The organism is Nostoc sp. DedQUE04, assembly GCF_034530995.1.
Taxonomy (GTDB): Bacteria; Cyanobacteriota; Cyanobacteriia; order Cyanobacteriales; family Nostocaceae; genus Nostoc.
Map to the genome: position 1 here is coordinate 77,945 of NZ_JAVRCA010000023.1, position 23,067 is coordinate 101,011.

Annotated in this window: 20 protein-coding genes; 7 read left to right on the forward strand and 13 right to left on the reverse strand. The window is 40.4% G+C overall.

Annotation, left to right across the window (positions count from 1 at the left end; genetic code table 11):
- Positions 1-5: 5 nt before the first annotated feature.
- From RM049_RS17645 to RM049_RS17680, 8 genes are all read right to left on the reverse strand, one after another.
- Positions 6-260, reverse strand: a complete 255-nt coding sequence (locus RM049_RS17645; RefSeq protein ID WP_322702654.1) for a SemiSWEET transporter — start codon at positions 258-260, stop codon at positions 6-8.
- 112 nt (positions 261-372) lie between these two features.
- Positions 373-2,235 carry a hypothetical protein gene (locus RM049_RS17650; protein WP_322705085.1) on the reverse strand — a complete coding sequence of 621 codons (1,863 nt, stop codon included), beginning with the start codon at positions 2,233-2,235 and terminating at the stop codon, positions 373-375.
- A 128-nt stretch (positions 2,236-2,363) separates the two neighbouring features.
- On the reverse strand, positions 2,364-3,452 hold the full coding sequence (aroC, locus tag RM049_RS17655) for a chorismate synthase (protein ID WP_322705086.1): 1,089 nt from the start codon (positions 3,450-3,452) through the stop codon (positions 2,364-2,366).
- 168 nt (positions 3,453-3,620) lie between these two features.
- Entirely contained in the window at positions 3,621-4,703 is a 1,083-nt protein-coding gene (gene psbA / locus RM049_RS17660; RefSeq protein ID WP_322689587.1) for a photosystem II q(b) protein, read from the reverse strand.
- 255 nt (positions 4,704-4,958) lie between these two features.
- On the reverse strand, positions 4,959-5,630 hold the full coding sequence (locus RM049_RS17665; protein ID WP_322705104.1) for a hypothetical protein: 672 nt from the start codon (positions 5,628-5,630) through the stop codon (positions 4,959-4,961).
- Positions 5,631-5,821: 191 nt separating this feature from the next.
- A complete protein-coding gene (locus RM049_RS17670; RefSeq protein ID WP_322705087.1) occupies positions 5,822-6,499 on the reverse strand; it encodes a DUF2834 domain-containing protein in 678 nt (225 codons plus the stop codon).
- Between the two features lie 121 nt (positions 6,500-6,620).
- A complete protein-coding gene (locus tag RM049_RS17675; RefSeq protein WP_322682479.1) occupies positions 6,621-7,772 on the reverse strand; it encodes a heat-inducible transcriptional repressor HrcA in 1,152 nt (383 codons plus the stop codon).
- 465 nt (positions 7,773-8,237) lie between these two features.
- Entirely contained in the window at positions 8,238-8,570 is a 333-nt protein-coding gene (locus RM049_RS17680; protein ID WP_322673985.1) for a rhodanese-like domain-containing protein, read from the reverse strand.
- A 158-nt stretch (positions 8,571-8,728) separates the two neighbouring features.
- On the opposite strand from RM049_RS17680, the gene RM049_RS17685 reads away from it, so the two are divergent.
- From RM049_RS17685 to cysE, 3 genes are all read left to right on the forward strand, one after another.
- A complete protein-coding gene (locus tag RM049_RS17685; protein ID WP_322705088.1) occupies positions 8,729-10,390 on the forward strand; it encodes a DUF3352 domain-containing protein in 1,662 nt (553 codons plus the stop codon).
- 317 nt (positions 10,391-10,707) lie between these two features.
- Positions 10,708-11,199: a hypothetical protein gene (locus tag RM049_RS17690; RefSeq protein ID WP_322673983.1), complete on the forward strand. Its 492-nt coding sequence runs from the start codon at positions 10,708-10,710 to the stop codon at positions 11,197-11,199.
- 161 nt (positions 11,200-11,360) lie between these two features.
- Positions 11,361-12,125, forward strand: a complete 765-nt coding sequence (gene cysE, locus RM049_RS17695; protein ID WP_322705089.1) for a serine O-acetyltransferase — start codon at positions 11,361-11,363, stop codon at positions 12,123-12,125.
- Positions 12,126-12,288: 163 nt separating this feature from the next.
- Here cysE and RM049_RS17700 read toward each other — a convergent pair whose 3' ends face one another.
- Entirely contained in the window at positions 12,289-12,873 is a 585-nt protein-coding gene (locus RM049_RS17700) for an Npun_F5749 family FMN-dependent PPOX-type flavoprotein (RefSeq protein ID WP_322705090.1), read from the reverse strand.
- A 234-nt stretch (positions 12,874-13,107) separates the two neighbouring features.
- Here RM049_RS17700 and RM049_RS17705 point away from each other — a divergent pair, with 234 nt between their 5' ends.
- Both RM049_RS17705 and RM049_RS17710 read left to right on the forward strand, forming a co-directional pair.
- Positions 13,108-14,388, forward strand: coding sequence for an AAA family ATPase (locus RM049_RS17705; RefSeq protein ID WP_322705091.1), 1,281 nt, complete (start codon positions 13,108-13,110; stop codon positions 14,386-14,388).
- Positions 14,345-16,024 carry a tetratricopeptide repeat protein gene (locus RM049_RS17710; protein WP_322705092.1) on the forward strand — a complete coding sequence of 560 codons (1,680 nt, stop codon included), beginning with the start codon at positions 14,345-14,347 and terminating at the stop codon, positions 16,022-16,024. Before RM049_RS17705 ends, RM049_RS17710 begins: the two co-directional genes overlap by 44 nt.
- Before the next feature lie 447 nt (positions 16,025-16,471).
- Here the strand turns inward: RM049_RS17710 and RM049_RS17715 are convergent, their stop codons facing one another.
- A complete protein-coding gene (locus RM049_RS17715; RefSeq protein WP_322705093.1) occupies positions 16,472-17,233 on the reverse strand; it encodes a Uma2 family endonuclease in 762 nt (253 codons plus the stop codon).
- Between the two features lie 96 nt (positions 17,234-17,329).
- Between RM049_RS17715 and RM049_RS17720 the strand changes: the two genes are divergently transcribed.
- Together RM049_RS17720 and RM049_RS17725 are read left to right on the forward strand one after the other, a co-directional pair.
- Entirely contained in the window at positions 17,330-17,530 is a 201-nt protein-coding gene (locus RM049_RS17720) for a hypothetical protein (RefSeq protein WP_322705094.1), read from the forward strand.
- A gap of 41 nt (positions 17,531-17,571) precedes the next feature.
- A complete protein-coding gene (locus RM049_RS17725) occupies positions 17,572-18,915 on the forward strand; it encodes a TMEM143 family protein (RefSeq protein ID WP_322705095.1) in 1,344 nt (447 codons plus the stop codon).
- Positions 18,916-19,000: 85 nt separating this feature from the next.
- Here the strand turns inward: RM049_RS17725 and RM049_RS17730 are convergent, their stop codons facing one another.
- The 3 genes from RM049_RS17730 to RM049_RS17740 all read right to left on the reverse strand — a co-directional run bounded on the left by RM049_RS17730 (position 19,001) and on the right by RM049_RS17740 (position 22,681).
- Positions 19,001-19,309, reverse strand: coding sequence for a KGK domain-containing protein (locus tag RM049_RS17730; RefSeq protein ID WP_322705096.1), 309 nt, complete (start codon positions 19,307-19,309; stop codon positions 19,001-19,003).
- A 299-nt stretch (positions 19,310-19,608) separates the two neighbouring features.
- Positions 19,609-20,670, reverse strand: a complete 1,062-nt coding sequence (gene ccsB / locus RM049_RS17735; RefSeq protein WP_322705097.1) for a c-type cytochrome biogenesis protein CcsB — start codon at positions 20,668-20,670, stop codon at positions 19,609-19,611.
- A 241-nt stretch (positions 20,671-20,911) separates the two neighbouring features.
- A complete protein-coding gene (locus RM049_RS17740) occupies positions 20,912-22,681 on the reverse strand; it encodes a DUF3352 domain-containing protein (RefSeq protein ID WP_322705098.1) in 1,770 nt (589 codons plus the stop codon).
- Between the last annotated feature and the right edge of the window lie 386 nt (positions 22,682-23,067).

The following is a 23,067-nucleotide window of genomic DNA, read 5'->3' on the forward strand; positions in this document are numbered from 1 at the left end:
CAAGTTTATCTATATTTAATTTTAAGCCATAGAATAATTAAGTTAAAAACCAATGTTATAGCGTTAGCAAGAATAATTGGCAAGGATTGTAAATAAATTCCATAGATTAGCCACAAAAAAACACCACTTATGAATGTAATCAGGGTAACTAAAGAAACATCTTTTGCTGATTTTGTTTGCCAAGTTTTAAACATTTGTGGCAAAAAAGAGATTGTGGTTATTGTGGCGGCAGCTAATCCTAAAATTGTTATAAAATCCATGCGATGCAACCAGAGCAATTCATTTTTAGTGTAACGCTAGAGAAACACTTGCATTACATTAAATTTTACCTAGTTTCTCTTTTAGTTTTCTGATGTGATTTTATTTTTTCATTCAGATTTTATTCTTTGGTTTTTTGATATAAGACTTCGCCCAAGCATACCGTTGTGAATCTTTGTTTAGTAGGTAGTTTATCACTTGCTGACGCTTATTTTCATCATTAGCATTTTTCACTACTCGCTTGATTTCAGAATCCATATCTCTAGGATTAGCACCACGTTTGATTGCTTCTTGAAACCAATATTCACCATCTGAATATTGATGTCGTTCAAAACAAATGGCTCCCATCAAAGTATAAGGGTGATGGCTTTTTTGTAGATGCTTAATAGCTTGACGGGCGCAATTTTCTGCTTCATCTAATTTTCCAAAATCTCGAAAAGCTCCACCTCTGGTAGTTAGCAAAGCTGATTTGAGTTTATTTTCTTTAATTTTGTCGAGTTGTAAATTATTCGTCAGTTGCAATGCCTGTTCTGGTTCATCTGCTTTGCGCCAATGACTGCTGGCATTTGCTAAGTTCCATTTGTTATCAGTGCGCTGAAACTCCTGTTCATAAAAATTTGCTTCAATTGTGTGGTAAGCAATCCAAATCTTACCAGAGAATAATTTAGTCCCTTGATGCTGAGGTTCTTGTTGCCACCTATCATAACTATATGTTGCTAGAGGCACTTCAACTTTAGTCTCTTGAAGCCAAGCAACATCTGTTGCTTCAAGTCGCTCTTTTAACTCCAGCTTTTGCAAAATTGTGTATAAAAGACTGGTGTGTGATTTATCTTGATAGCGTAAAACATCATATTTTGATTTCAAAGCTGCGAAGTGCTTTTGTTTGGCAAAGATAATGATATCTTCATGTCTATTATTTTTCAACCACTCAATTTCTGATTCATTAAGTAGTTCTTCTGAATCTATTTTAGATTTTAGGATGGAGACATATTTTTCATTTGCAATTTCTATAATCTCAGTCAGCTTGCGTTTTTTGAGAAAGTTAATATCCTGTTCACCTAACTGATTCGACAACTCAAGTCTTTTAAGAATTTTATACAGGTGGCTCTTGGGCGATGAATCCTGATACTCAGTTGCTTTATACTTCAGTTTCAAGGCGGCAAATTCTCGTGTTTGTTCCAACTCTTGAGCAATGGCAATTGTTTCGCTAAGTTTTTCCTGTTCCAACCAGTTAATCTCGGAATCACTCAAATCATTTTTGGCATCAATATTTTGTAGTATTGGATATAATGGACTTGATAATAATAAATCAGAGTGTAGATTCGCTTGATATTTATCTTTTAACTTAGCAAATTGAGCTTCTTTTTCTGATTCCTGTTGCTGAAAAACTTCTGCTGTTTCCAAGAGTTGATTATTGAGCAGCCAATTATATTCAGAATCACTTAAACGTTCTGTAACCTCTAACTTTTTTAGTATTTGATACAGAAAACTATCAGGATATGAGTCTTGATATTGACTAGCTTTGTATTGAGATTTAAGTTGAGTAAATCGCTTTACTTCTTGAGCAATTTGATTTGTTTCATATAAACCAGTTCTTCTCAGCCATTGAACTTCTAAATCAGTGAGTAAAGTTCCTGATTCAAGTTTCAAAAGTATAAAATACAGACGAGTAGATTGCCAAGAAACGTTATAATTTGTGGCTTTGTACTTAGACTTTAATTTAGAGAATTCAAATTCTAGATTTCTGAATTCTTGTACTTTATGTTTCTGCTCTTGCTTGATAGCTTCTAAAGTCTCCTCAAGCTGAGACTCTCCCAACCAAGTAGATTCTAAGTCAAGGAGTTCAATTCCTAAGTCAAGTTTTCGTAGTATGAGATACAGCAAACTAGCAGGTAATGAATCTTCATATTGAGTCGCTTGGTATTTAAACTTTAAAGCAGCAAAGTGTTCTAAGCAATTTTGAGACTCTTTATCCATATTGATAGTAGATGCGATCGCACGTAGTTAAATGTGTTATCTGCTACTATAGCAATACAGATAAAAAAGGGCGAGTCAGACACCCACCCTCGAAGCATAAATATTTTATGAAAGTCCAAGTATAATCCCTACAACACCTTACACTGTCCATGATGCCGTAACAAATGGTCACACAACACCAGCGCCACCATTGCCTCCACCATTGGAACTGCACGCGGTAACACACAAGGATCGTGTCGTCCTTTTGCCGCTAATAGGGTTTCTTCACCTTCACGAGTTACTGTTTTTTGCTCTTTTCTAATTGTCGCCGTCGGCTTAAATGCAACTCGTAAAATGATATTTTCTCCATTGGAAATTCCCCCCTGAATACCACCAGAACGGTTAGTTACAGTGCGAATTTCACCATTTTCATCAATATAATATTCGTCGTTATGCTCAATTCCGGTTAACAGCGTTCCGCCAAAACCGGAACCAATTTCAAAGCCTTTGCTAGCCGGGAGAGACATCACACCTTTAGCGATATCAGCTTCCAATTTATCAAATACTGGTTCGCCCAAACCTTTCGGCACGTTACGCGCTACACATTCTACAACACCGCCGATAGAATCACCTTGCCTCCCAACTTGCTCAATTAATTCAATCATGCGATCGCTACATTCAGCATCGGGACAGCGCACGATGTTGCTTTCCACTTGTTCTAAGGTAACGGTATTTGGATCGACTACACCTTCTAGATCCTTGATCCGCTTCACATAACCGATAACTTCAACATTGGCAACTTGACGGAGAATTTTTTTAGCGATCGCACCTGCTGCTACTCTGCCAATTGTCTCACGCGCTGACGACCTACCCCCGCCTTGCCAATTGCGAATGCCATATTTTGCATCATAAGTTGCATCCGCATGAGAAGGGCGATACTTCTCGGCCATTTCGTCGTAGTCTTGCGATCGAGTGTCCTTGTTCCGTACCAAAATCCCTATAGGCGTTCCTAGTGTTTTGCCTTCAAATACACCCGATAAAATCTCGCAGGTATCGGCTTCTTTGCGAGGTGTCGTAATTTTACTTTGTCCTGGACGCCTTCTATCTAATTCTACTTGGATTTCTTCTGCCGAAATTTCTAGTTGTGGAGGACAACCATCAATCACAACCCCCACACCGCCACCGTGAGATTCACCAAAAGTAGTTATACGAAATAGATGACCAAAAGTGTTGCCCATGATCTTAAAGAAAAAGGATGAGGCTTATGTATTTTACCTAGAGTTTGTGCAAAAGTTAATTTTTATGCTTTGGCACTTGGAATGTTTGACGTATAGCCTTTACCTATACAAATAAGAAAGCGCCCTCTGGTAACGGAGGGCGCTTTCTTATTTAGCTAAACTTCAGAATTAACCGTTGATAGCAGGAGCGCTTATTGCTACAGGAGCAGAATCGCCAGCAGCCAAATCCAGAGGGAAGTTGTGAGCATTACGCTCGTGCATAACTTCCATACCCAGGTTAGCGCGGTTGATTACATCCGCCCAAGTTGAAATCACACGACCTTCAGAGTCAATGATTGACTGGTTGAAGTTGAAACCGTTCAAGTTGAACGCCATTGTGCTTACACCCAAGGCGGTGAACCAGATTCCGATTACAGGCCATGCTGCGAGGAAGAAGTGCAGCGAACGGCTGTTGTTGAAGGAAGCGTATTGGAAGATTAACCGACCGAAGTAGCCGTGAGCCGCAACGATGTTGTAGGTTTCTTCTTCTTGACCGAACTTGTAACCGTAGTTTTGAGATTCGGTTTCGGTGGTTTCACGAACCAAGGAGGAAGTTACCAAAGATCCGTGCATTGCAGAGAACAAACTTCCGCCGAATACACCAGCTACACCTAATTGGTGGAAGGGGTGCATCAAGATGTTGTGTTCTGCTTGGAACACGATCATGAAGTTGAAGGTTCCACTTATTCCCAAGGGCATACCGTCAGAGAATGAACCTTGTCCGATGGGGTATACCAAGAATACTGCGCTTGCTGCTGCTACTGGTGCTGAATAGGCAATTGCAATCCAAGGACGCATTCCTAAACGGTAGGATAATTCCCATTCACGACCCATGTAGCAGAATACGCCAATCAGGAAGTGGAAAATTACCAACTGGTAAGGACCGCCGTTGTACAACCACTCGTCAAGAGATGCTGCTTCCCAAATTGGGTAGAAGTGCAAACCGATGGCGTTGGAGGAAGGTACTACTGCACCGGAGATGATGTTGTTTCCGTAGATCAAAGAACCTGCTACTGGTTCGCGGATACCATCGATGTCTACTGGAGGAGCAGCGATGAAGGCGATTACGAAGCAAGCGGTGGCGGCTAGCAAGGTGGGGATCATGACTACGCCGAACCAACCGATGTAGATCCGGTTATTGGTGCTGGTGATCCATTCGCAGAATCGATCCCATACATTGGCGCTTTGGCGCTGTTGGATGGTTGTTGTCATTGTTTTATAAATGCGATTATTTGCAGATGAATTTAGGTAGGTTTGACTACCTGTTACACATCTTAAAGAATTTATTGCGTTTTGTAAAGTACTTTCAGAAAAAATTTTCTCTTGGGATTTACGCACCCACAACAGAAAGTCCCCAATTCACTGAAAAAAGGGAGGCTCTACACTTTTATCATCTAGGTGCATTGCCCCCAAAACTCCCACACTTCTTTCTGGCAGTGAACCTTGGCGATCAATAGAAGAAATTTACTACCGATTAGCTATCAACGATTCTTCACGAATAGTTGATGGTAAGGGCGGGCGCAAGCAAAGATAAACAAGTGGGCCGAGTAGCGGGACAAACGCTATTGCCCAAAACACCTGGGGATTATTCCAGTGATGACGAGCCATATCATCGCCAAGGATTGTGGGGAATAAAAGACAAAAAAGGCAAAATGCCAAGCTCATGCCATTAATAAAGCGATCGCCTTGAAACTGCTGCACAAAATCTCCCCAGTCACCTAAGACAAACCCATAGGTGAGCAAGCCAACAGTACTTAAACTCAAAACAATCCCAAAAAAACGAGAATCTAGCAGTCGTAAAAAAGTATCCTTTTGTCCAGAAAATTCTTGATTTTGTTCGCGAAAAGCCAAATATGGTAATAAACCAAGCACTCCCGATCCGACTGATGCCAAGGCAAAAGGCCAAAAAGGAATTCGTTGCATTCTGCCATCAATGAACAACAAACCACTGTAAATTAGTAACCAGATCCCGACTAAAGAAAACAAGGAAAGGATAATTGGATTTATGTCAAGCCACTGAAGAGTAAATATATTTTTCAGCAGAATTAGGGTTTCCTGTAAATGCAAGGGCGGTGCTAACAGTAAGATATAGGCGATAAATCCAAGCCATAGTAACCACAATGCAACTTTTCTATTGATCATTTTTAGATGGGTGCATTTAACATAATTACTAATTTATAGTTCGTATTTTTTGCGTCTAAATCCACCTTTTTGTAGAACGCTGCCCTTAGCTTGTTGAAAAATAGGGGTAAATATATACGTGATTTTTGTTTCAGTTGGAGATTTAGTCCCCAACTGAAACTGTCTTTAATTAGGAATTAAAAAGTGCTTTAATTTGCAGCTGTTTGCTGACTGCGTATTGCCTCAACACCTACGTCTGGTAGAGGTGGACGTACACACAAATAAATCAATGGCCCTAATAGCGGTATCAACGCTATTAGCCAGAATATCTGTGGATTTTTCCAATCACGACGCGCCATATCATCCCCTAGCACAGCTGGGAATAATAGGCAAAGTAGACAGAAATCTAAACTCATCACATTGATGAAGCGGTTGGTTTGCCACTGTTGCACAAAATTACTCCAATCTCCTCCTCTTAAACCATAGACAGCTAGAATAACCGTGGCTACCATCAAGACAACCCCAGTCACACGAGAATCTAACAGCTTGAGGAAGGTATTCTTTTTACCGACAAACTGATTATTTGGTTCTCTAAAGGCTAAGTACGGCAAAAATGCAAAAGCACCAACTCCGAAAGAGACAGTAGCAAACAGCCAAGCAGGTATTTTTTGTCCTCTACCATCAATAAAAACTACTGCGCTGTAAATAAGAGGCCAGATGCCCATGAGGTTGAATAATGCTATGACTAACGGGTTAACGCCTTGCCACTGGCCAATAGAAAGGTTTTTAATTAACTCGAATGTACCAGGTTGCTCAGGAGGTGCGAGAAAAAAACCATAGACAACAAATCCCAGCCACAGTAGACTAAAGGCAATTTTTCTAAGCATGAAAGATTTAAGTAGTATTAATTATTGATTTTGCCGTTACAAATACGGCTATGTGCTTGCTATGTGGTATTGTTTCCTCCCCTAGAGGCGTAGCGGCTTGTTCCTAAAGATTAACCGCTAATTAAGGATTGAAATAACTGAAAGCTTCTGAGAGATAATCAGCAGCAGATGCTACTACTGCGATCGCACTTTCATAATCTAGACGCGTTGGCCCCAAAACTCCTACACTTCCTACGGGTATCGAACCTCGGCGATAGTTAGAAGAAATCAAGGTGCAGGTGCGTATCGGTTCTAATGGATTTTCTGCGCCAATGCGAACCGTTACTTTTGGTTTTCCACCATCCTCTAGTTCTGGTTCTTCAAATATTAATCGCCACAGTTGGTCTTGTTCTTCTTCCAGCAGGTGGATAATTGTTTGTACTTGCTGTAACTGGGAAAATTCTGGCTGGCGCAAAACTTCTGACACACCCCGAACCATAATTTGGGTTGCAGTCGGTGCAAGAGTGCGACGAGTCAATTCGGCAACTGAGTTTTTCAAAAATTCCCCGTAGCGTTGGAATTCTTGATCTAGTTCGCTCCAGTTGAGGTGGCCTAATTCCAACAGACTTCGCCCCCGCAGGTGACTATTCAAAAAGTTAGAAACAATCTGCAACTCGCGATCTATTACCTCTGAATCCCGTTGGCTTTCTTCTGGTGTTAGCGACAAATCCATCAATTTAGAATGTGTCTCATAACCATCTGTCACCACAATCAGCATAATCCGTCCGGCTTCAATTTGCATTAATTGCAGATGTCGCAATAGCGCTGTGGTCGTTTGCGGTATAGTAATCAAGCTAATACAACCACTCAAGGTTGCTAAAATCTGCGCGGCTCCTTGCAGTAGGGTTTCTAAACTCCGATCTTGCCACTGTAGCTGCTTTTGCAATGCCACCTCTACTTCTCGCCCTAAAATTTCCGTAGCACTTTGTGGAAGCAAGCTCCGCGTAGCGTCTGTCTGCGACACGCTGCGCGACCGCAGAGAAGGCGTAATTAGCTGGTCAACATAAATGCGATAGCCCGAATCTGAAGGTACACGTCCAGCAGAAGCGTGTGGTTGGTAGAGCAATCCAGACTTTTCTAAAACACCCATGACATTGCGAATTGTCGCCGAGCTTACACCCAGATCGTACTCCTCAACCAAAGCCTTTGAACCAACTGGCTCTGCCGTAGCAATGTAGTGACGTACCGTTGCCCAAAGTATATGCTGTTGTCGATTTGTTAACTGAACTTCCATTATGGTATGTTTTGCTGAAGGCAGATTTTAATCAAACTCTCAAAAAATTTGTGGATTTAATCGAAACAGAAAATATTAATAATTTATTAAGATATCAAATTATATAACTATATTATGATAAGTATTTTTAAAGTTTATATACAAAGCATTTTTTAAGATTAGGGTTGAACTAGTAGCTCAATTTTTTTGCAAAAGCTGCTAGTTATAATGTACCCCTCCGATGCTTTTTTCTAACCGTACTTTTGCATAAATTTATGCTTGCAACAGTATTATTAGATACGTATTTTCTTCAGGGGTTACTGCCGAACTGTAATTTAGAGCAATCCAACATTTTTATGCAGATGTAGGTGATGCCCAAATTTCAAACTTTCCGGCAAGCCTCTAAATAGATGTACTTCTATGTTTAGCATAGCAAAATTCAGATGGAAGAGTAAGTTCCATCTGAATGATCTATCCGAGCATAAGCTAATACTGGGGAATTGAAGAGTCTACTAATTGGGAATAGGCATCAATACCACCCGAAATATTTTGCACATTTGTAAAACCTTGAGCAATCAACCACTGGCACATTTGGGCAGAGCGGATGCCGTGGTGGCATAACACCAAGGTTTCGGCTTCGGGATTGAAGAGGGTCGGTACTCGATCTCCCCATTCGGCAAATTGACTTAAAGGTAGGTTAACAAAGCCCTCAATGCTAGCGATCGCCAATTCTTCTGGTTCACGCACATCTACTAGCTGAATACTTACATCACTAGAAGAAAGACGTTGCGCCAGTTCTTCTACACTAATTTGGTTCATGGGTTGACTAAAAGAATTCCCGATAAACAGTCTTAATCCTATTTATGGTGACAGAAAATCTCTGCCTTTGCATGAGTATCCATTCTCAAGAAGGTTGATTAATTCTGCTAGGCTTTCTGCTTAAATGGCTGTAAACCGTCTTTTTTAATAGGTTTAATGTGAATAGGCAACGTTCATTTATCGGTTTTATCGTCGCTGGGGCGATCGCCCTGCTAGTAATTGCGATCGCAGGCTTTTACTGGTTTTTCGCTAAAAGTCCGGCTAACCTCATTGCTTCTAGCTCTGGGCCTGGTGCAGCCATATTCGTGTCGAAACTTTCTCCTGCAATGGTTTCATTATTGACCAATCCTGACCGTTTGCAGGCGTTGGAGCGCGAAGAAGAACTATCTAAACTCAAAACCAGTTTATTCGCCAAGAGTGGCATAGATTACAAACAAGACATTCAACCCTGGTTAGGGGACGAAATTACATTAGCTATTACTACCTTAGATATCGATCGCAATCCAGAAAACGGACAGCAGCCAGGATATCTGTTAGCATTAACAACCAAGCAACCAGAGAAAAGTCGCGAGTTTGTCGAATTGTTGTTTTCCAAACGAGCCTTAGCTGGTGCAACCTTAGCTGTTGAACAATATAAAGGTGTAAAACTGATTTCTGACAATTCTCAACCAGAACAAGACTTGCTTGCTGGTTCTGTTGTCGGTGAAAACTTTGTCTTATTTGCCAACGATCCCAAAGTACTAAAAGATGCTATCAATAACGTCCAAGCGCCCGATCTGAATTTGACTAGCTCACCCGAATATCAAAAAGCTGCCAAAGAACGGCTCAAAGGGGGATTAGCTGTAGCTTTCTTGAATCTTCCCATCGTAGCAAAATGGCAAGGGTTAGAGTTACCAGAACAACTTTATAACAGTCAAATCATATCCTTATTGTTGAATCCCCAAGGATTGCTGGCAGAAACCACCATTTTGACTTCATCGGAAATTGTCCCTCCATCTGCACCGCTATCTAAACCTGTGGGAGCATTGCAGTATGTTCCAGCATCCGCAGGTTTAGCAATTTCCGGCTCGAATTTGAGTAACTTGGCTGACAGTGATTTAGCCAAACTCTGGAAACAAGCAACAGCAACTATATATGGTTCTGGGGAAGATGTGGTTTCTCGGTTAGCAAAACCTTTAGCAGATGTTCAAAAACGCTGGGGTATAAATTTACCAAAAGATATTTTCAGTTGGGTAGAAGGAGAATATGCCATAGCATTGTTACCGGCGAAAGAGCAAACAACTCCTCATTGGATTTTTGTAGTAGAAAAATCTGAGAGTGTGGAAAAAGGTGTTGCTCGATTAGATGCGATCGCCTCATCCAATGGACTCAGTATTAATTTCTTAACTATAGACAAGCAAAAAATATCTGCTTGGACAGAGTTAACCACAGCAACAAAAAAAAGTGATGTCAAAGAAGGAGAATCTTTCAGCATTGAAACAAAAGTGCGGGGATTGCACACAACTTTAGGAAATTACGAAATTTTCGCGTCTGACTTGGAGACGATCGATGAAATTCTCACAACCAAGGATAATTCCATAATTGACAATCCTAATTTCAAAGATAGTATCGCGGCAATTCCCCTACCAAACCAAGGTTATGTATATCTCGATTGGACAAAGAGCCAGAATTTGTTAGAGCGTCAAGTACCGATTCTCAAACTAGTGGAAGTTTTAGGTAAACCATTTTTTAACAACCTGCGATCGCTCACAGTTAGTAGTTATGGAACTGACACGCGATCGCTCAAAGGTGGTGTCTTCTTCAAACTCCATAATTCGTGAGATTTTCATAAAAGCTCAAAGTAGAGAAGGGAAAAAATTCTTTTCTCTTCTCTACTTTCTTGCCTCATAATATTTACGTAGATATTCTGTAGCATTTGGTAATTAATGTCTTGATTGCAAAAATTCCCCACTATCAACGGGCGTGATTTAATGTTGCTGTCTAGATCCAGAAATAACCAAGCAATTAACAGTCCACTTTCAAAAACATCAACTGTGGCACATTTGATTGTGGCACAACCAACTGAAATTTCACTGGAATTTTTTTATTAGAATATGTATATATCACTACTTATTTAAAAGCCTGTTGGAGGGCTACTATGAAATACTGTCGCCCCCGACTTCAGTTTCGCGGCGGTTGGCTGTTGGCTATACTTACCGCCATTACAGCTACCCCTGCAATCGCACAGACAGCAAACTTTGCCACTTTGAATTTATCAACAAACTTTGATTCAGCACAAGGAACAGTACAGGGGTTTACAGGTGGTTCTTACTCATTGTCTGCCATAAGTAACCGCGATCGCGATCAAAAAGCTTGCATTGGCTTTGCCGATCCCAAACCAGATCACATTATGGTTTTGGAAAAAGACTTTCCTCAGCTAACAATCCAAGTTGATAGCAACAACAACGACACCACTTTAATTATCCAAGGCCCAGATAAAACAACAATTCGTTGCGGCGATGATACTGGCAAAAGTAAAGATGCTAGCGTTAGCGATCGCGACTGGAAAAAGGGAACCTATCGGATTTGGGTAGGTACATTTAATCCTGGAGTCAAGCGTGATTATACTTTGAAAGTGGAGCAACAGTGAAGTGGAGAGTGCTGAGTTAGGAGTTAGGAGTTAGGAGTTAAGTGATTAATAACTAATGCCCAATTCCCAATGCCCAATGCCCAATGCCCAATTTTTAGGTGTAACACCTGAGAGGATAATATGGGAGAGTAGCTTGTTGTGCTTTCCGAGGGTGCTATCTCGTGCTATCTATACTGTGTGCTGACTTTCGTATCATATTTGAACGTGACCCAGCTGCCCGTAACTGGTTGGAAGTTTTATTTTGTTACCCTGGTTTGCAAGCCTTGTTATTCCATAGGCTGGCTCACTGGCTGTATAGTGTTGGTCTTCCCTTTATTCCGCGCCTGATTTCTCACTTGGCTCGGTTTTTTACTGGAATTGAAATCCACCCTGGTGCAACAATTGGGCAAAGTGTGTTCATTGACCACGGCATGGGTGTAGTAATTGGTGAAACTGCGATCGTCGGAGACTATGCTCTAATTTATCAAGGTGTCACCCTTGGGGGTACTGGTAAAGAATGTGGCAAGCGCCATCCTACTGTCGGTGAAAACGTCGTAGTTGGAGCTGGAGCGAAGGTACTGGGCAATATCCAAATTGGCAATAATGTCCGTATTGGTGCTGGTTCTGTTGTTCTCAGAGATGTGCCTTCAGACTGTACTGTGGTAGGTGTGCCTGGGCGCATTATGTATCGTTCTGGAGTTCGGGTTTCACCTCTTGAACACAATAACTTACCAGATTCAGAAGCTCAAGTAATTCGTGCTTTAGTAGACCGGATTGAAGCGTTGGAAGAACAAATACAAACCCTTCAGCGCAACAATTCTTCAGAAAAAACTCCTGTTTTAGTAGGTGGTTTAGCAACGAAAGAGGATGAACCAACCCACGATACTCGCTGGTGTAACCTCAAGGATAAGACCATCCAGGAATTTCTAGATGGTGCTGGCATTTAAAAAAGTGAGAAGTTAAGAGTGAGGAGTGAGGAATAAAAAACTCCACGCCACTTGCGGGATGGAGTTTCCCGTCGCTTTCAATAAAAATCATAAATGTCAGGTTTGCAGTTTCCAACTCCTAACTACTGTAGAGACGCCATTAATGGCGTCTCTACTCGAATATTTAAGGATTAATCGCTTGGCTAGACCACTCTTGCTGGTCATCACGGTGATAAAGACATCGATTTTGTGGTTCGCCGCGTAATTCTAAGTGATCTACCTGCACCGGATCGAGTAGCAGTAAACAAAAATTAGGCACTGGCTGCACGGGTTCGGGTGCTGGTGGTGCAAAAGCTTCTGGGTTTTCAACTCTGAGTTTACCAGGATGCGGCCAAGCAAACTGTAAACGCGCCGCATCACTCAATTCTTGCCACATTGCGATCCGCGCTGGCTGGAAAACCTGGTCAGAATCATCACCGCTTACTAGGGTTAAACAGCCAGCGATGCGGAATTGTTCTCGTGTACCGGGGAAATACCAGCAAACTTCTGCCCAAGGTTGTTGCTGTATTTGGTCGGCTTTGGCGCTACGGTTATCCGTGATAAATTTTAGCTGGTTTGTATTGTCCAGAAAGCCGCGAAAGACTAGGGTACGATTGGCGGGGCGACCATTCGCTTGTAGCGTTGCTAGTTGCAAGTAACGAGCATAAACAAGGCTGCGGTTGCGATGGAGTGCATGAGCGATCGCACCTCGCCAAGGAGCAAGAGACATTATACAATTCTGTTGGTAATCTAACGTTAGGTATTCCTGAACATACTACCACTTCAATACTTCTGGTTGAGCGCTAGTGATTTTTAAAAGTTATCTAACGCCTAGAAGCTTTAAGATTTTGCTGCTGTAATATATATAAATTCTTAATATAAATAGTACCTAATGAGTTCCTTACCTGCTAATCGTGCTAATACGCTCAAAGCTGCTTTTCGTGTTTGTGATGTAGCTCCTCTAGTGAGTAATAAAGACATTGAACGTTATTATGTTAATTTATCGAAAGTTCGCAAGACAGAGGCAATTAATACTATTAAAACTCGCTTAAGTTTTCTGGAACCCGCCGAATTTTGCAGCCTTTTATTTACTGGACATCAGGGATGCGGTAAAAGTACAGAATTAAGGAAGATTCAGCGAGAATGGGAATCTCAATATAAAGTTATTTATATAGAAGCCGACGCTGAACTAGATATATTAGACGCAGAATACACAGATTTATATTTGGTAATTATTAAAAAAGTTGCTGATGTGCTATATGCATCGGAATTAAATTTTGATACACAACTTTTAAAGAATTTTGAGTCTTGGTTTAAAGAAATTACTCAAGAAACCGAACAAACAGTTGAAAGATCGGTAAGTATTGGTGCTGAGGCAGAAGCAGGTATAAAGATTCCCTTTATTTCAAAGCTATTGGGTAAAATCCAGGCTCAAATTAAAGGTGCTGACAAACAAAGAAAGACAGTTCGTCAGAATTTACAAAAAGATATTGGTCGTTTACAAGCAGATATAAATTTGTTGCTAGGTGATGCTTTTGTCAAGCTTAAATTAAAATACCCAGAATATGAAAAAGGATTTTTAATTATATTTGATAACTTAGACAGGGTATCTCCAAATGTAGCTAAACATTTATTTTGTGATTATGCATTTCAACTACAAAGTCTACATTGTACAATTATCTATACAGCGCCAATTTCTATAGTCTATTCGAAAAATAATTTGAGTAATTCCTTCGATACACCCAATATTGTGCCGATGGTTAACATATATGAGTTTGAACAAGATAAAAACGATCTAGCTCATAATGATGAGGGAATAACAGCAATTACGAGTTTAATTGAACAAAGAGTTGAAGTAGACGCAGTGTTTGAATCGCGTAAACTATTAGTAGATTTAGCAAAAGCAAGCGGCGGTCACATCCGTCAATTGATGCAAATAGCATCAAAAGCATTTATTACAGCAGCAACTCGCGAGCATGAGAAAGTTACTGCTGATGATATCACTTATGCAATTAAGCAAGAGCAGTTTAATTTTGAGCGAAGTATACCAACAGAATACTATTCTGCTTTGGCTGCGGTATATATCAATAAAGATGTTTCTAAAGATGAAATCGGCAGGTTAATGCTGTTCAATCTTTGGGTTTTTGAATATAACGGCAAAAATCGCTGGAATTATGTTAATCCAGTTGTGAGGCAAATCCATGCTTTCCAAGAAGCAGTCAAATCAGCCACAAGTAACCCCTGAGTTAAATTTAAAAAAAGAAACTTTTGTGCAAATAAATCAGCAGTCATTAGCAGAACTGTTAACCTTTATTGACTTTGCTGATAATCAGTTAACGATTGGATTTGTTGCTGTTAATTTTGCTGAAGATAGAAATACTTTAATTGAAATTCTCAACAACCATTCTCGATGTCATGATATTCAGTTTGAACTTCTCAATTTTGCCGATCCTAATTTGCGTTTTTTAAGGGATGAGATTATTCGTGAAAAAGAAATTCATTTAGAATTAGATAAAAAACTAGTTTTAATTGTTATCGGATTAGAAAAGTCCATTGGTTTATCTGGAGAATATCCCCCTGTACTACAAGACTTGAACTTTGTCCGAGACGCTTTTACTAATAGTGTTCCTCACCCTATACTGATATTTCTGCCAGATCATGCCCTAACACGTTTAGCAAAATATGCCCCAGATTTTTGGGCATGGAGAAAAGGAGTATTTTATTTTCAAACAGTCCAGTCTACTCAAGAGTTGGCTATTGAAAAAACTATTCAATCGGAGAGAATATTAGGAAGTTTAGATTTACCAGAAAGGCAAGAGCGGATTGATTTACTTGAACGCTTGCTAATGGAAGAATCAACAGATGTACGTACCCACATTAATATTTTAAAGGAGTTAGGGGTAGCTTATAGGAGTATTGGTGAGGTAAGAAAAGCAGAAGATTTTTTGCAAAAAGCTTTGAAGTTGACTAAAGAGGATGAAAATTTAGCAGGAATAAAAGCCAACGTTCTGTACGAACTGGGAATAATCTACGCCGACAAAGGGGATGTGGATAAAGCGATCGCACTCTACAATCAGTCTTTGGAAATAACTGAACGCATTGGTAATGTCCAAGGCAAAGCGGCAACGTTACACAGTCTGGGAATTATCTACGCCAATAAAGGGGATGTGGATCAAGCGATCGCACTCTACAATCAGTCTTTGGAATTAAAAGAACGCATTGGAGATGTCCAAGGCAAAGCGGCGACGTTGTACTATTTGGGAATTATCTACGCCAATAAAGGAGATGTGGATCAAGCGATCGCACTCTACAATCAGTCTTTGGAATTAAATGAACACATTGGTAATGTCCAAGGCAAAGCGGCGACGTTAAACCAACTGGGAAATATCTACGCCAATAAAGGGGATGTGGATAAAGCGATCGCACTCTACAATCAGTCTTTGGAATTAAAAGAACGCATTGGAGATGTCCAAGGCAAAGCGGCGACGTTGTACTATTTGGGAATTATCTACGCCAACAAAGGGGAAGTGGATGAAGCAATCGCACTCTATAATCAGTCTTTAGAAATAAATGAACGCATTGGTAATGTCCAAGGGAAAGCGGCGACGTTGCACTGTCTGGGAATGATCTACGCCAACAAAGGGAATGTGGATGAAGCAATCGCACTCTACAATCAGTCTTTGGAAATAACTCAACGCATTAGTGATGTCCGAACTCAAGCAATGACTCTGCGGAGGTTAGGAGATTTGGCAGAACAGCAGGGTGAATACACTAAAGCAATATCCTATTTGCAACCAGCTTTAGAGATTTTGCAGCGATTGAAGTTACCGGATGCTGAAGGTGTGAGTGCAAGTCTTGATAGGGTAATGCGTAATTCGTAATTCGTAATTCGTAATTACAGGAGCGAAGGTTTTTTATCTCATGCAGAGGCGCACAGAAGAAGGCGAGAGTGTGATTTAAGTGAATGAAAATTGCTGTAATGACGCTTTGAACTCCTTTAATGAGGCTTTGAACTCCATTAATGAGTCTTTGAACCCTTTTAATGAGGCTTTGATACTCATTAATTAGTCTTTGAACTCCTTTAATGAGGCTTTGATACTCATTAATGAGTCTTTGAACCCCTTTAATGAGGCTTTGAATACTCATTAATGAGTCTTTGAACCCCTTTAATGAGTTTTTACACCAATTTAATACAGTACTGCAAAAATCCACAACGAACCATGAAAAATATTTCTTCCCTACTCCCTTTTTCAAGTGAGAGAATCTGGATCTACGCCGAGCGATCGCAATCGTTCTGGTTTATTTCGTTAATGAATTTTGATAGCAATTTAAATGAGAGAATCAGGATCTATGCCGAGCGATCGCAACTGTTCTGCTAATAATTCAGCACGTCGTCGTGCTTGTTGAGCTTCTTGCTGTGCTTGCTGCGCTTCTTGTTTTGCTTGCTGCGCTTCTTGTTTTGCTTGCTGGGTTTCTTGTTTAGCGAGTTTTGCGTCTTCTTCTGGTGTTAAAAGCTTTTCCCCTTCATGGTTATACCAATACATCCACTCCCGTGGTATGCCTAGATAAATTCCTCGTTCGATGCCAATTCCTAAATCAATTTCTGGCAACCAAACTGGATTACCATCATGTAATTCATAAACATTGTTAACTAATTTGTAAACTTCTAAACGTGGCTTGCGGCGACGAAATGGGTTGTAAACTACATAATACAAAATTCCCAATCTTGCATACTCTGCTTTCTTGGTTGAGTACTCACCACGATATGTTTTAGATACTACCTCCAACACAAATATTGGTAATTTCTTCTCTTCCCAAAGCACATAACTGGGGCGGAGGTCTTCATCATAGAATCGCTCTACGCCCAAACTCAAAAATCCATCTGGGACTATTGCTGGTAAGTCTGGGTCATAATAAATACCCATATCTACGCCAAAATACCAATCCATGCGTTCTGGCCAAGCCATTGCCAGAAGCGCTTTAAGTAAACCGGGAATCAAATCTTGTAATTCATTATCCACAGGGGTATCGTCAGAGTCAGGTAGCTCCTCAGATGAGGGCAAACAAGCTAATGGATCGTAATTTAGCATGATTGATTTCCCATTCCTCAGTTATGAGTACATCTTTATTTTATAAATGAATCTTGATAGTAATTTAAATGAGAGAATCAGAATCTATGCCAAGCGATGTCTACGACGGGCAACGCCTACGCACTTTTCAATCAGTCTTTGAAAATAACAGAACGCATTGGAGATGTGCAAGGCAAAGCAAATATCCCTACTCACTTTTTCCCTTGGCTCAGGAAAAAACTGCGAGATTTACCACCCAAGATACTAGAATTTAATTACCAATTAAAACATAATGTCTCATCGCCGCCGTTTCCGTGAGATGTGGCAAACCCTAGTTAGATTCTGATTCATCTTTGAATATGGCTGTTTCCGAAAATAGAGAAGCATTTATTCCCTACACTCGCAGTGATATTATCAAACTTTGCCTACAAGACGGTCAGCTAGATAAAGCTGATGTCAAAAAATTTCAAGATTTCTGCCAAATCCTCATTGCATACTATCACTTTCGCTTCCACAAAACCTTAGAAGTTATCAAAGATAACTACGTACCCTTTAACCCTAATGCAGAGATTCAACCAATAACTCCACCAACATTCGAGCAATATGATGACATGGAGTTGAAAGTAGTTGAAGCCTTTGGGCATATTGTTGAAAGAGCTAATTATATTCTTTTGCCTGAATCGATTCTCAAACGAGCGCTGGCAACCAAATCTCTCATTGAATTGAAAACTCAAGTAAATTTTGAGGATTTTGACCGCTTGATCTGTTATTACCGGGGTGATAGTTCTAAGAAAATTTCGGTAAAAAAATTCTTCTTTTGGCAAGAAGAAAAGATGATTGATATTTTTGAACGGATAGTTTTGTTAGTCAAGTTCAAAGAAGCAGCTTACTTTCGTGCGAAGAAAGACAAGATCCAAGAATTAAAATTCATTCCCGGTAAGATGTATGTTTACTTCTACAAAAATATTCCTAAACTAGATGTTGACTTAATCTTTCCCAATGTAAAAACAAGTATGACCTGGAAAGATCGGTTACTATTTGGAATTCCGGCGATTGGCGCGGCAATTCCTTTAATATTAAGAACATTGCCGAATTTATTATTAATAGTTGCTGCAATTTTACTAGTACTAAACGTTACTTTTTGGGTTGAATCATTAAATGTAGAGTTGGATAAAGTCAGAAATTTTATGCCCGTCTTGGTGGCAGCTTTATCATTAGCGATCGCTTTGGGTGGATTTGCCTTTACGCAATACACTAATTACAAAAATAAAAAAATTAAATTTCAAAAAATTGTCACTGATACGTTATTTTTCAATAATTTAGCTAGCAATAATAGCGTTTTTCAAATGTTTCTGGAATTAGCAGAAGAAGAAGAATGTAAAGAAATTATTCTGGCATATTATCACTTACTGACTAGCCCCATACCATTAACTCCTCAACAATTAGATTCTCGCATTGAAACTTGGATGGACAATAAATTAGGCACAAAGATTAACTTTGATATTCAAGGGCCTCTAAGCAATCTAGAAGATATTCGTGGCCAAGTAATTCAAAATAGCAAAACAACAGACAAAGTACCAGAAATCCCTTTACTAGCCTACGATCGCCAAGGAGCATGTCACGTTTTACCTTTGGATGAAGCTAAAGCAGTGATTGATTATGTTTGGGATAATGCTTTTCGATATAACGGGATAATTTTGTAGTTTAGTCTCTCGGTTATTTGTAAACATCAAGAGGCTCATATCCCCGAATTCTTGAAGAAGTTGGGGATATTTTGCTTATTGAGTATTAATTTTCCACTTGTTTGAGTCTTTGAAAAATTTCATCAAGTGGTGACTCAGATTCATCAGGACAAAATTCTAAAGCAAGTCTCACTTTTCCTTTTTTCCATCCCAAAGTACTAAATTGTAAAACTTCACAATTTAACCCTTGAGTATACAAATTTACTTCATCCGTTTCTTCTGCTCCAACATATTCCTTAATTGCTGTAATCAAATCGCGGACTTTAAAAGTTTTAGCAATATTTAACTTATTAAAAGTGTCCGGTTGTATAGAGACAACTTCATCATGATTTAGGATCTCGAATCCATCTTCCATAAAAATCTCCTGTTAATCAATTTATATTTTCCAGAGATATAACAGTTCATCCGAAATAAAATGATAATTTAGTTATTGGTCATTGGTCATTGGTCATTGGTCATTAGTCATTGATCGTTAGTCCTTGGTTATTATCGTAATAATTTGTGTATTGCACAAAGGGGCAAAGAAAACTCTTCACCCCTCTGCGTTTCAACTTAAATACTCCACTCACCATAGTTTGACGCAAAACTTTACTAAGTCTTGAGTTATGAGTAAAAGTAAAATACTCAATACTCAGCACTGTCTTAGTAAGGTTCTTAGAAAAACCAACCGTAAGAATGCAAACCTTTACCCAAAAGATTCACACCGAGATAGCAAACCCAAACAACAAGCAAGCCAGCAGAGGCTAAAATTGCGGGACGGCGCCCTTGCCAACCGCGAGTAATTCTGGCGTGAAGGTAGGCAGCAAACACTAACCAGGTGATTAATGCCCAAGTTTCTTTCGGGTCCCAACTCCAGTAGGAACCCCAGGCTTCGTTAGCCCAAACGCCACCGGCAATGATGCCAATTGTCAGCAGGGGAAATCCTAGTCCGATGATGCGATAACTAATGTTGTCTAGGGTTTCGGCAAGGCTAAGGCGCTGGGGTGAAAGAGGTTCAGCAGATGCAACGGCTGGAGATTCAGGAGTAGTTACTAAATTCAAAACAGCCGTATTACTGTTACCGTTGCCATTGCTACTAGTTTCAAAACGAGCAAAGCCGTTATTTTCGACAGCAGGGGTTGGTGGTTGAGAAATTAGTTCAGATGCTTTGTGCAAGCGGTAGCCGTTGCTGCGATAGCCACCAGTACCAACAGAACTACCTTGTAGTTGAATATTTTGACCGCGAGTGACAATTAAGAAAGCGATCGCTAATAACGAACCCACCATTAAAGCAGAATAACTCAGCATCATAACGCTGACATGCATCATCAGCCAATTTGACTTCAAGGCAGGTACTAAGGGTTCTGACGCTTGCATCTGGGATGGTAGTGTCATAGTAGCAAAAGCAGTAATAGCCATTGCTACCGGAGATGTCACAACTCCTACTAAGCGACTACGGCTACTATTTTCGGCAATCAGATGAACAGCGGTAATTCCCCAAGCTAAGAAAAACAGAGATTCATAGAGATTACTTAAGGGAAAGTAACCAGCTTCGATCCATCGTGCCCCTAGTAGAGTAGCTATACACAAATTTGCGATCGCCATCCCAGCTGTCCCCAAAGCGGCTAGATAAGGCAGATTTGGAAAAGCCGCTCCTCCCCAATACACCAGCATTGTCAGGAATAATATGGCAAAGGACGCATTGTCCAGCCAGTTCTGGAGTACAACCAAATTCATAAAGTCTTCTCTCCGTGAATAATTTAAAATATCGATTCTGACTGTTTTGATCCTATATGTTAAGAGAGGAATCGGGAATGGGGGATTGGGGATTGGGGATTGGGGATTGGGCATTGGGAGTTAGGAGTTAGGAGTTAGGAGTTAGGAGTTAGGAGTTTTGTTTATCTCCTTGTCCCCTCACTCCCTCATTTCCCCGCTCCTCTGCCCCCCTGCTCCCTGCTCCCCTGCTTTCCTCTCTCCTCTATCTAACAGAGTTACTCTTACTTCCTTCTGGACTAGGCAATGTAGTAGTGTTAGTAACTTTTTTCAGTTCGATAAAAATATCGTAACGGTTACTGCGATTGTCGCTGACAGCAGATGTCATCCCAATTGTGCGCGTTGCATCTAGTAAAGTTTCTTGATTGGGAATTAGAGTTGGTAAAGGGAAATTTTTCACAGTTCGTTCCACATCCAGAAAAAATTGACCGTTTGTCGGATTGGGTTCTGTAGGAACTGTTTGTTGGAAGGGAAGAGTGCCAGCTAGTGTGTAGTTAGGTTTGGGAACAATTTTATCGGTGATCGGAGCGCCCACTACCAAGAAAGCGACATCTCCATCTAACCAACCGTGGGTAGCAGTTAACGTACCATAAGGTGATACCCAGTTAACAACGGGTTGACCTGCGACTTTCCCCGATTGCACTTGGAATTGGTATTGATTTTTCATCACTTCATCCAGCTTACTGATGGATGCTTCAGCTGATTTGCGTAGGCTTTGCCCGCCGTAGTCATCGCTTGTCTGTACCATGAACAGCAAACCCGCACGAAAATCATTTGGTGAACCTTCTTTTGGAGTAGCAGGAATCACTGATAAGGAAAACTCCCCTTTCATCCAACTAAGCAAATCCTTCTCCAAATCGAGATCGGTAAGAGATTTTATCCCACCTCTAATCTGTTCTGGTGCGATCGGTGATAAAGGATTTCCCTGAGATGTTAAAACATAGTCTCTCCACAACCTCTGTAAGTTACCGCCAGTAAGCATCATTAAGGTTTCGGCTGGTATGCGGCTTTGCATTTTCCCAGCTTTGTTTTCCACTGTCAGCACGCGTTGACTATTAGGGTTTAACCAAGAAACACCCTTAAAGCGGATTCCTTCTGACTCTAAAGTTATTGTCCCTGCTAAACCCTGGTTATTTTGCAGTTGAGCCAAAACTTGAGCAGGTAAAGGGCGGTTTGGAGAAGCCGCGGCTATTTTCGCTGCTGTTGGCACATTGATATAAAACTGTCCAAAGGGTTGGTAATTGGCAATTTTTGGGAAATTCTCAGCAAAGCCGCCTGTTGTAGCTAGGGATGTTTTATTTTTGTAAGCATCGATCGCTCGTTCTGTGGCTTTAAGACTATCAGTTATGACTAAAAAACGCCCATCTAATAATGCAGCCAAGAAGTTTTGCCCTGCTTGTCCCTCACTTTGTTTAATGGCGATCCCTTGATAAGTGCGATCGCTCCATTTGCCTTGTTTAAGAATTTTGGGTTGTGCCAAAATGTTTTTGGCGATTTCTGAATTTTTTACTGGCAATACCATTACCATCGACTGCTGATCGCTAGCGGCATTTTCATTGGTGGTAACTGGTTTGGGTGCAGGTTTATTTCCTGTAGTTGGGGCAAGAATTGCGATCGCCACTTCATCGCCTACCCAAGGAGCGATATCTTTTTGGAAGTCGTAACCATTATTAGTCAGAAAGCGATCGCGTAACTGGACTAAATTTTTGTCCAGTTCTGTTTGGGTTTCTTTTGTCCCAAACTGCCGCAATTTCTGCCACTGCTGGGGATCTGTTGTTAAGGAAACCGCAAACAGGGCATCACCAGGAATAATATTTGCACCTACTAGCAAATCGCTAGAAGATATTTGTCTCTGGGCTAACAACCAGTAGCCCACACTCCCTGCACCAATCAATAACCCAGCAGCCGAGAGCGTCAGCACCAGAGACGGTTTCTTATTTTTATTCATCTGAACAGACACAAGAGGCGGTGCCATTGAAACCTGTACCTTATACTTGCAAACTTATTACTTGCTTGATTAGTCAAGTACACCAACAGTATTACCCATTCTTTAGGGCAGTTAATTATATTAAATTTTTCTACCCTAGATGGTTGATGGTACTTCGATAATCAACTTTCCGTAGTCTTTTAAAAGCTATGTTTTTGGCTCAGTTACCATTTTTAACATGCTTTGTTGAATTTCGTAGGACGTTTCCCTGAGATTAATTCCTCTGTCGGAAAGTTTCCACAAGTAAACTGTTATTCCAAGCAATAAGCGAGAATATAACATTTTTTTCGGAGTTACAGAAATTATATATAATCAGAAAACTCTAGGTATTGTAATGGTTTTAGGGATTTCTCTCAATTCTCCTTAAAGTATTA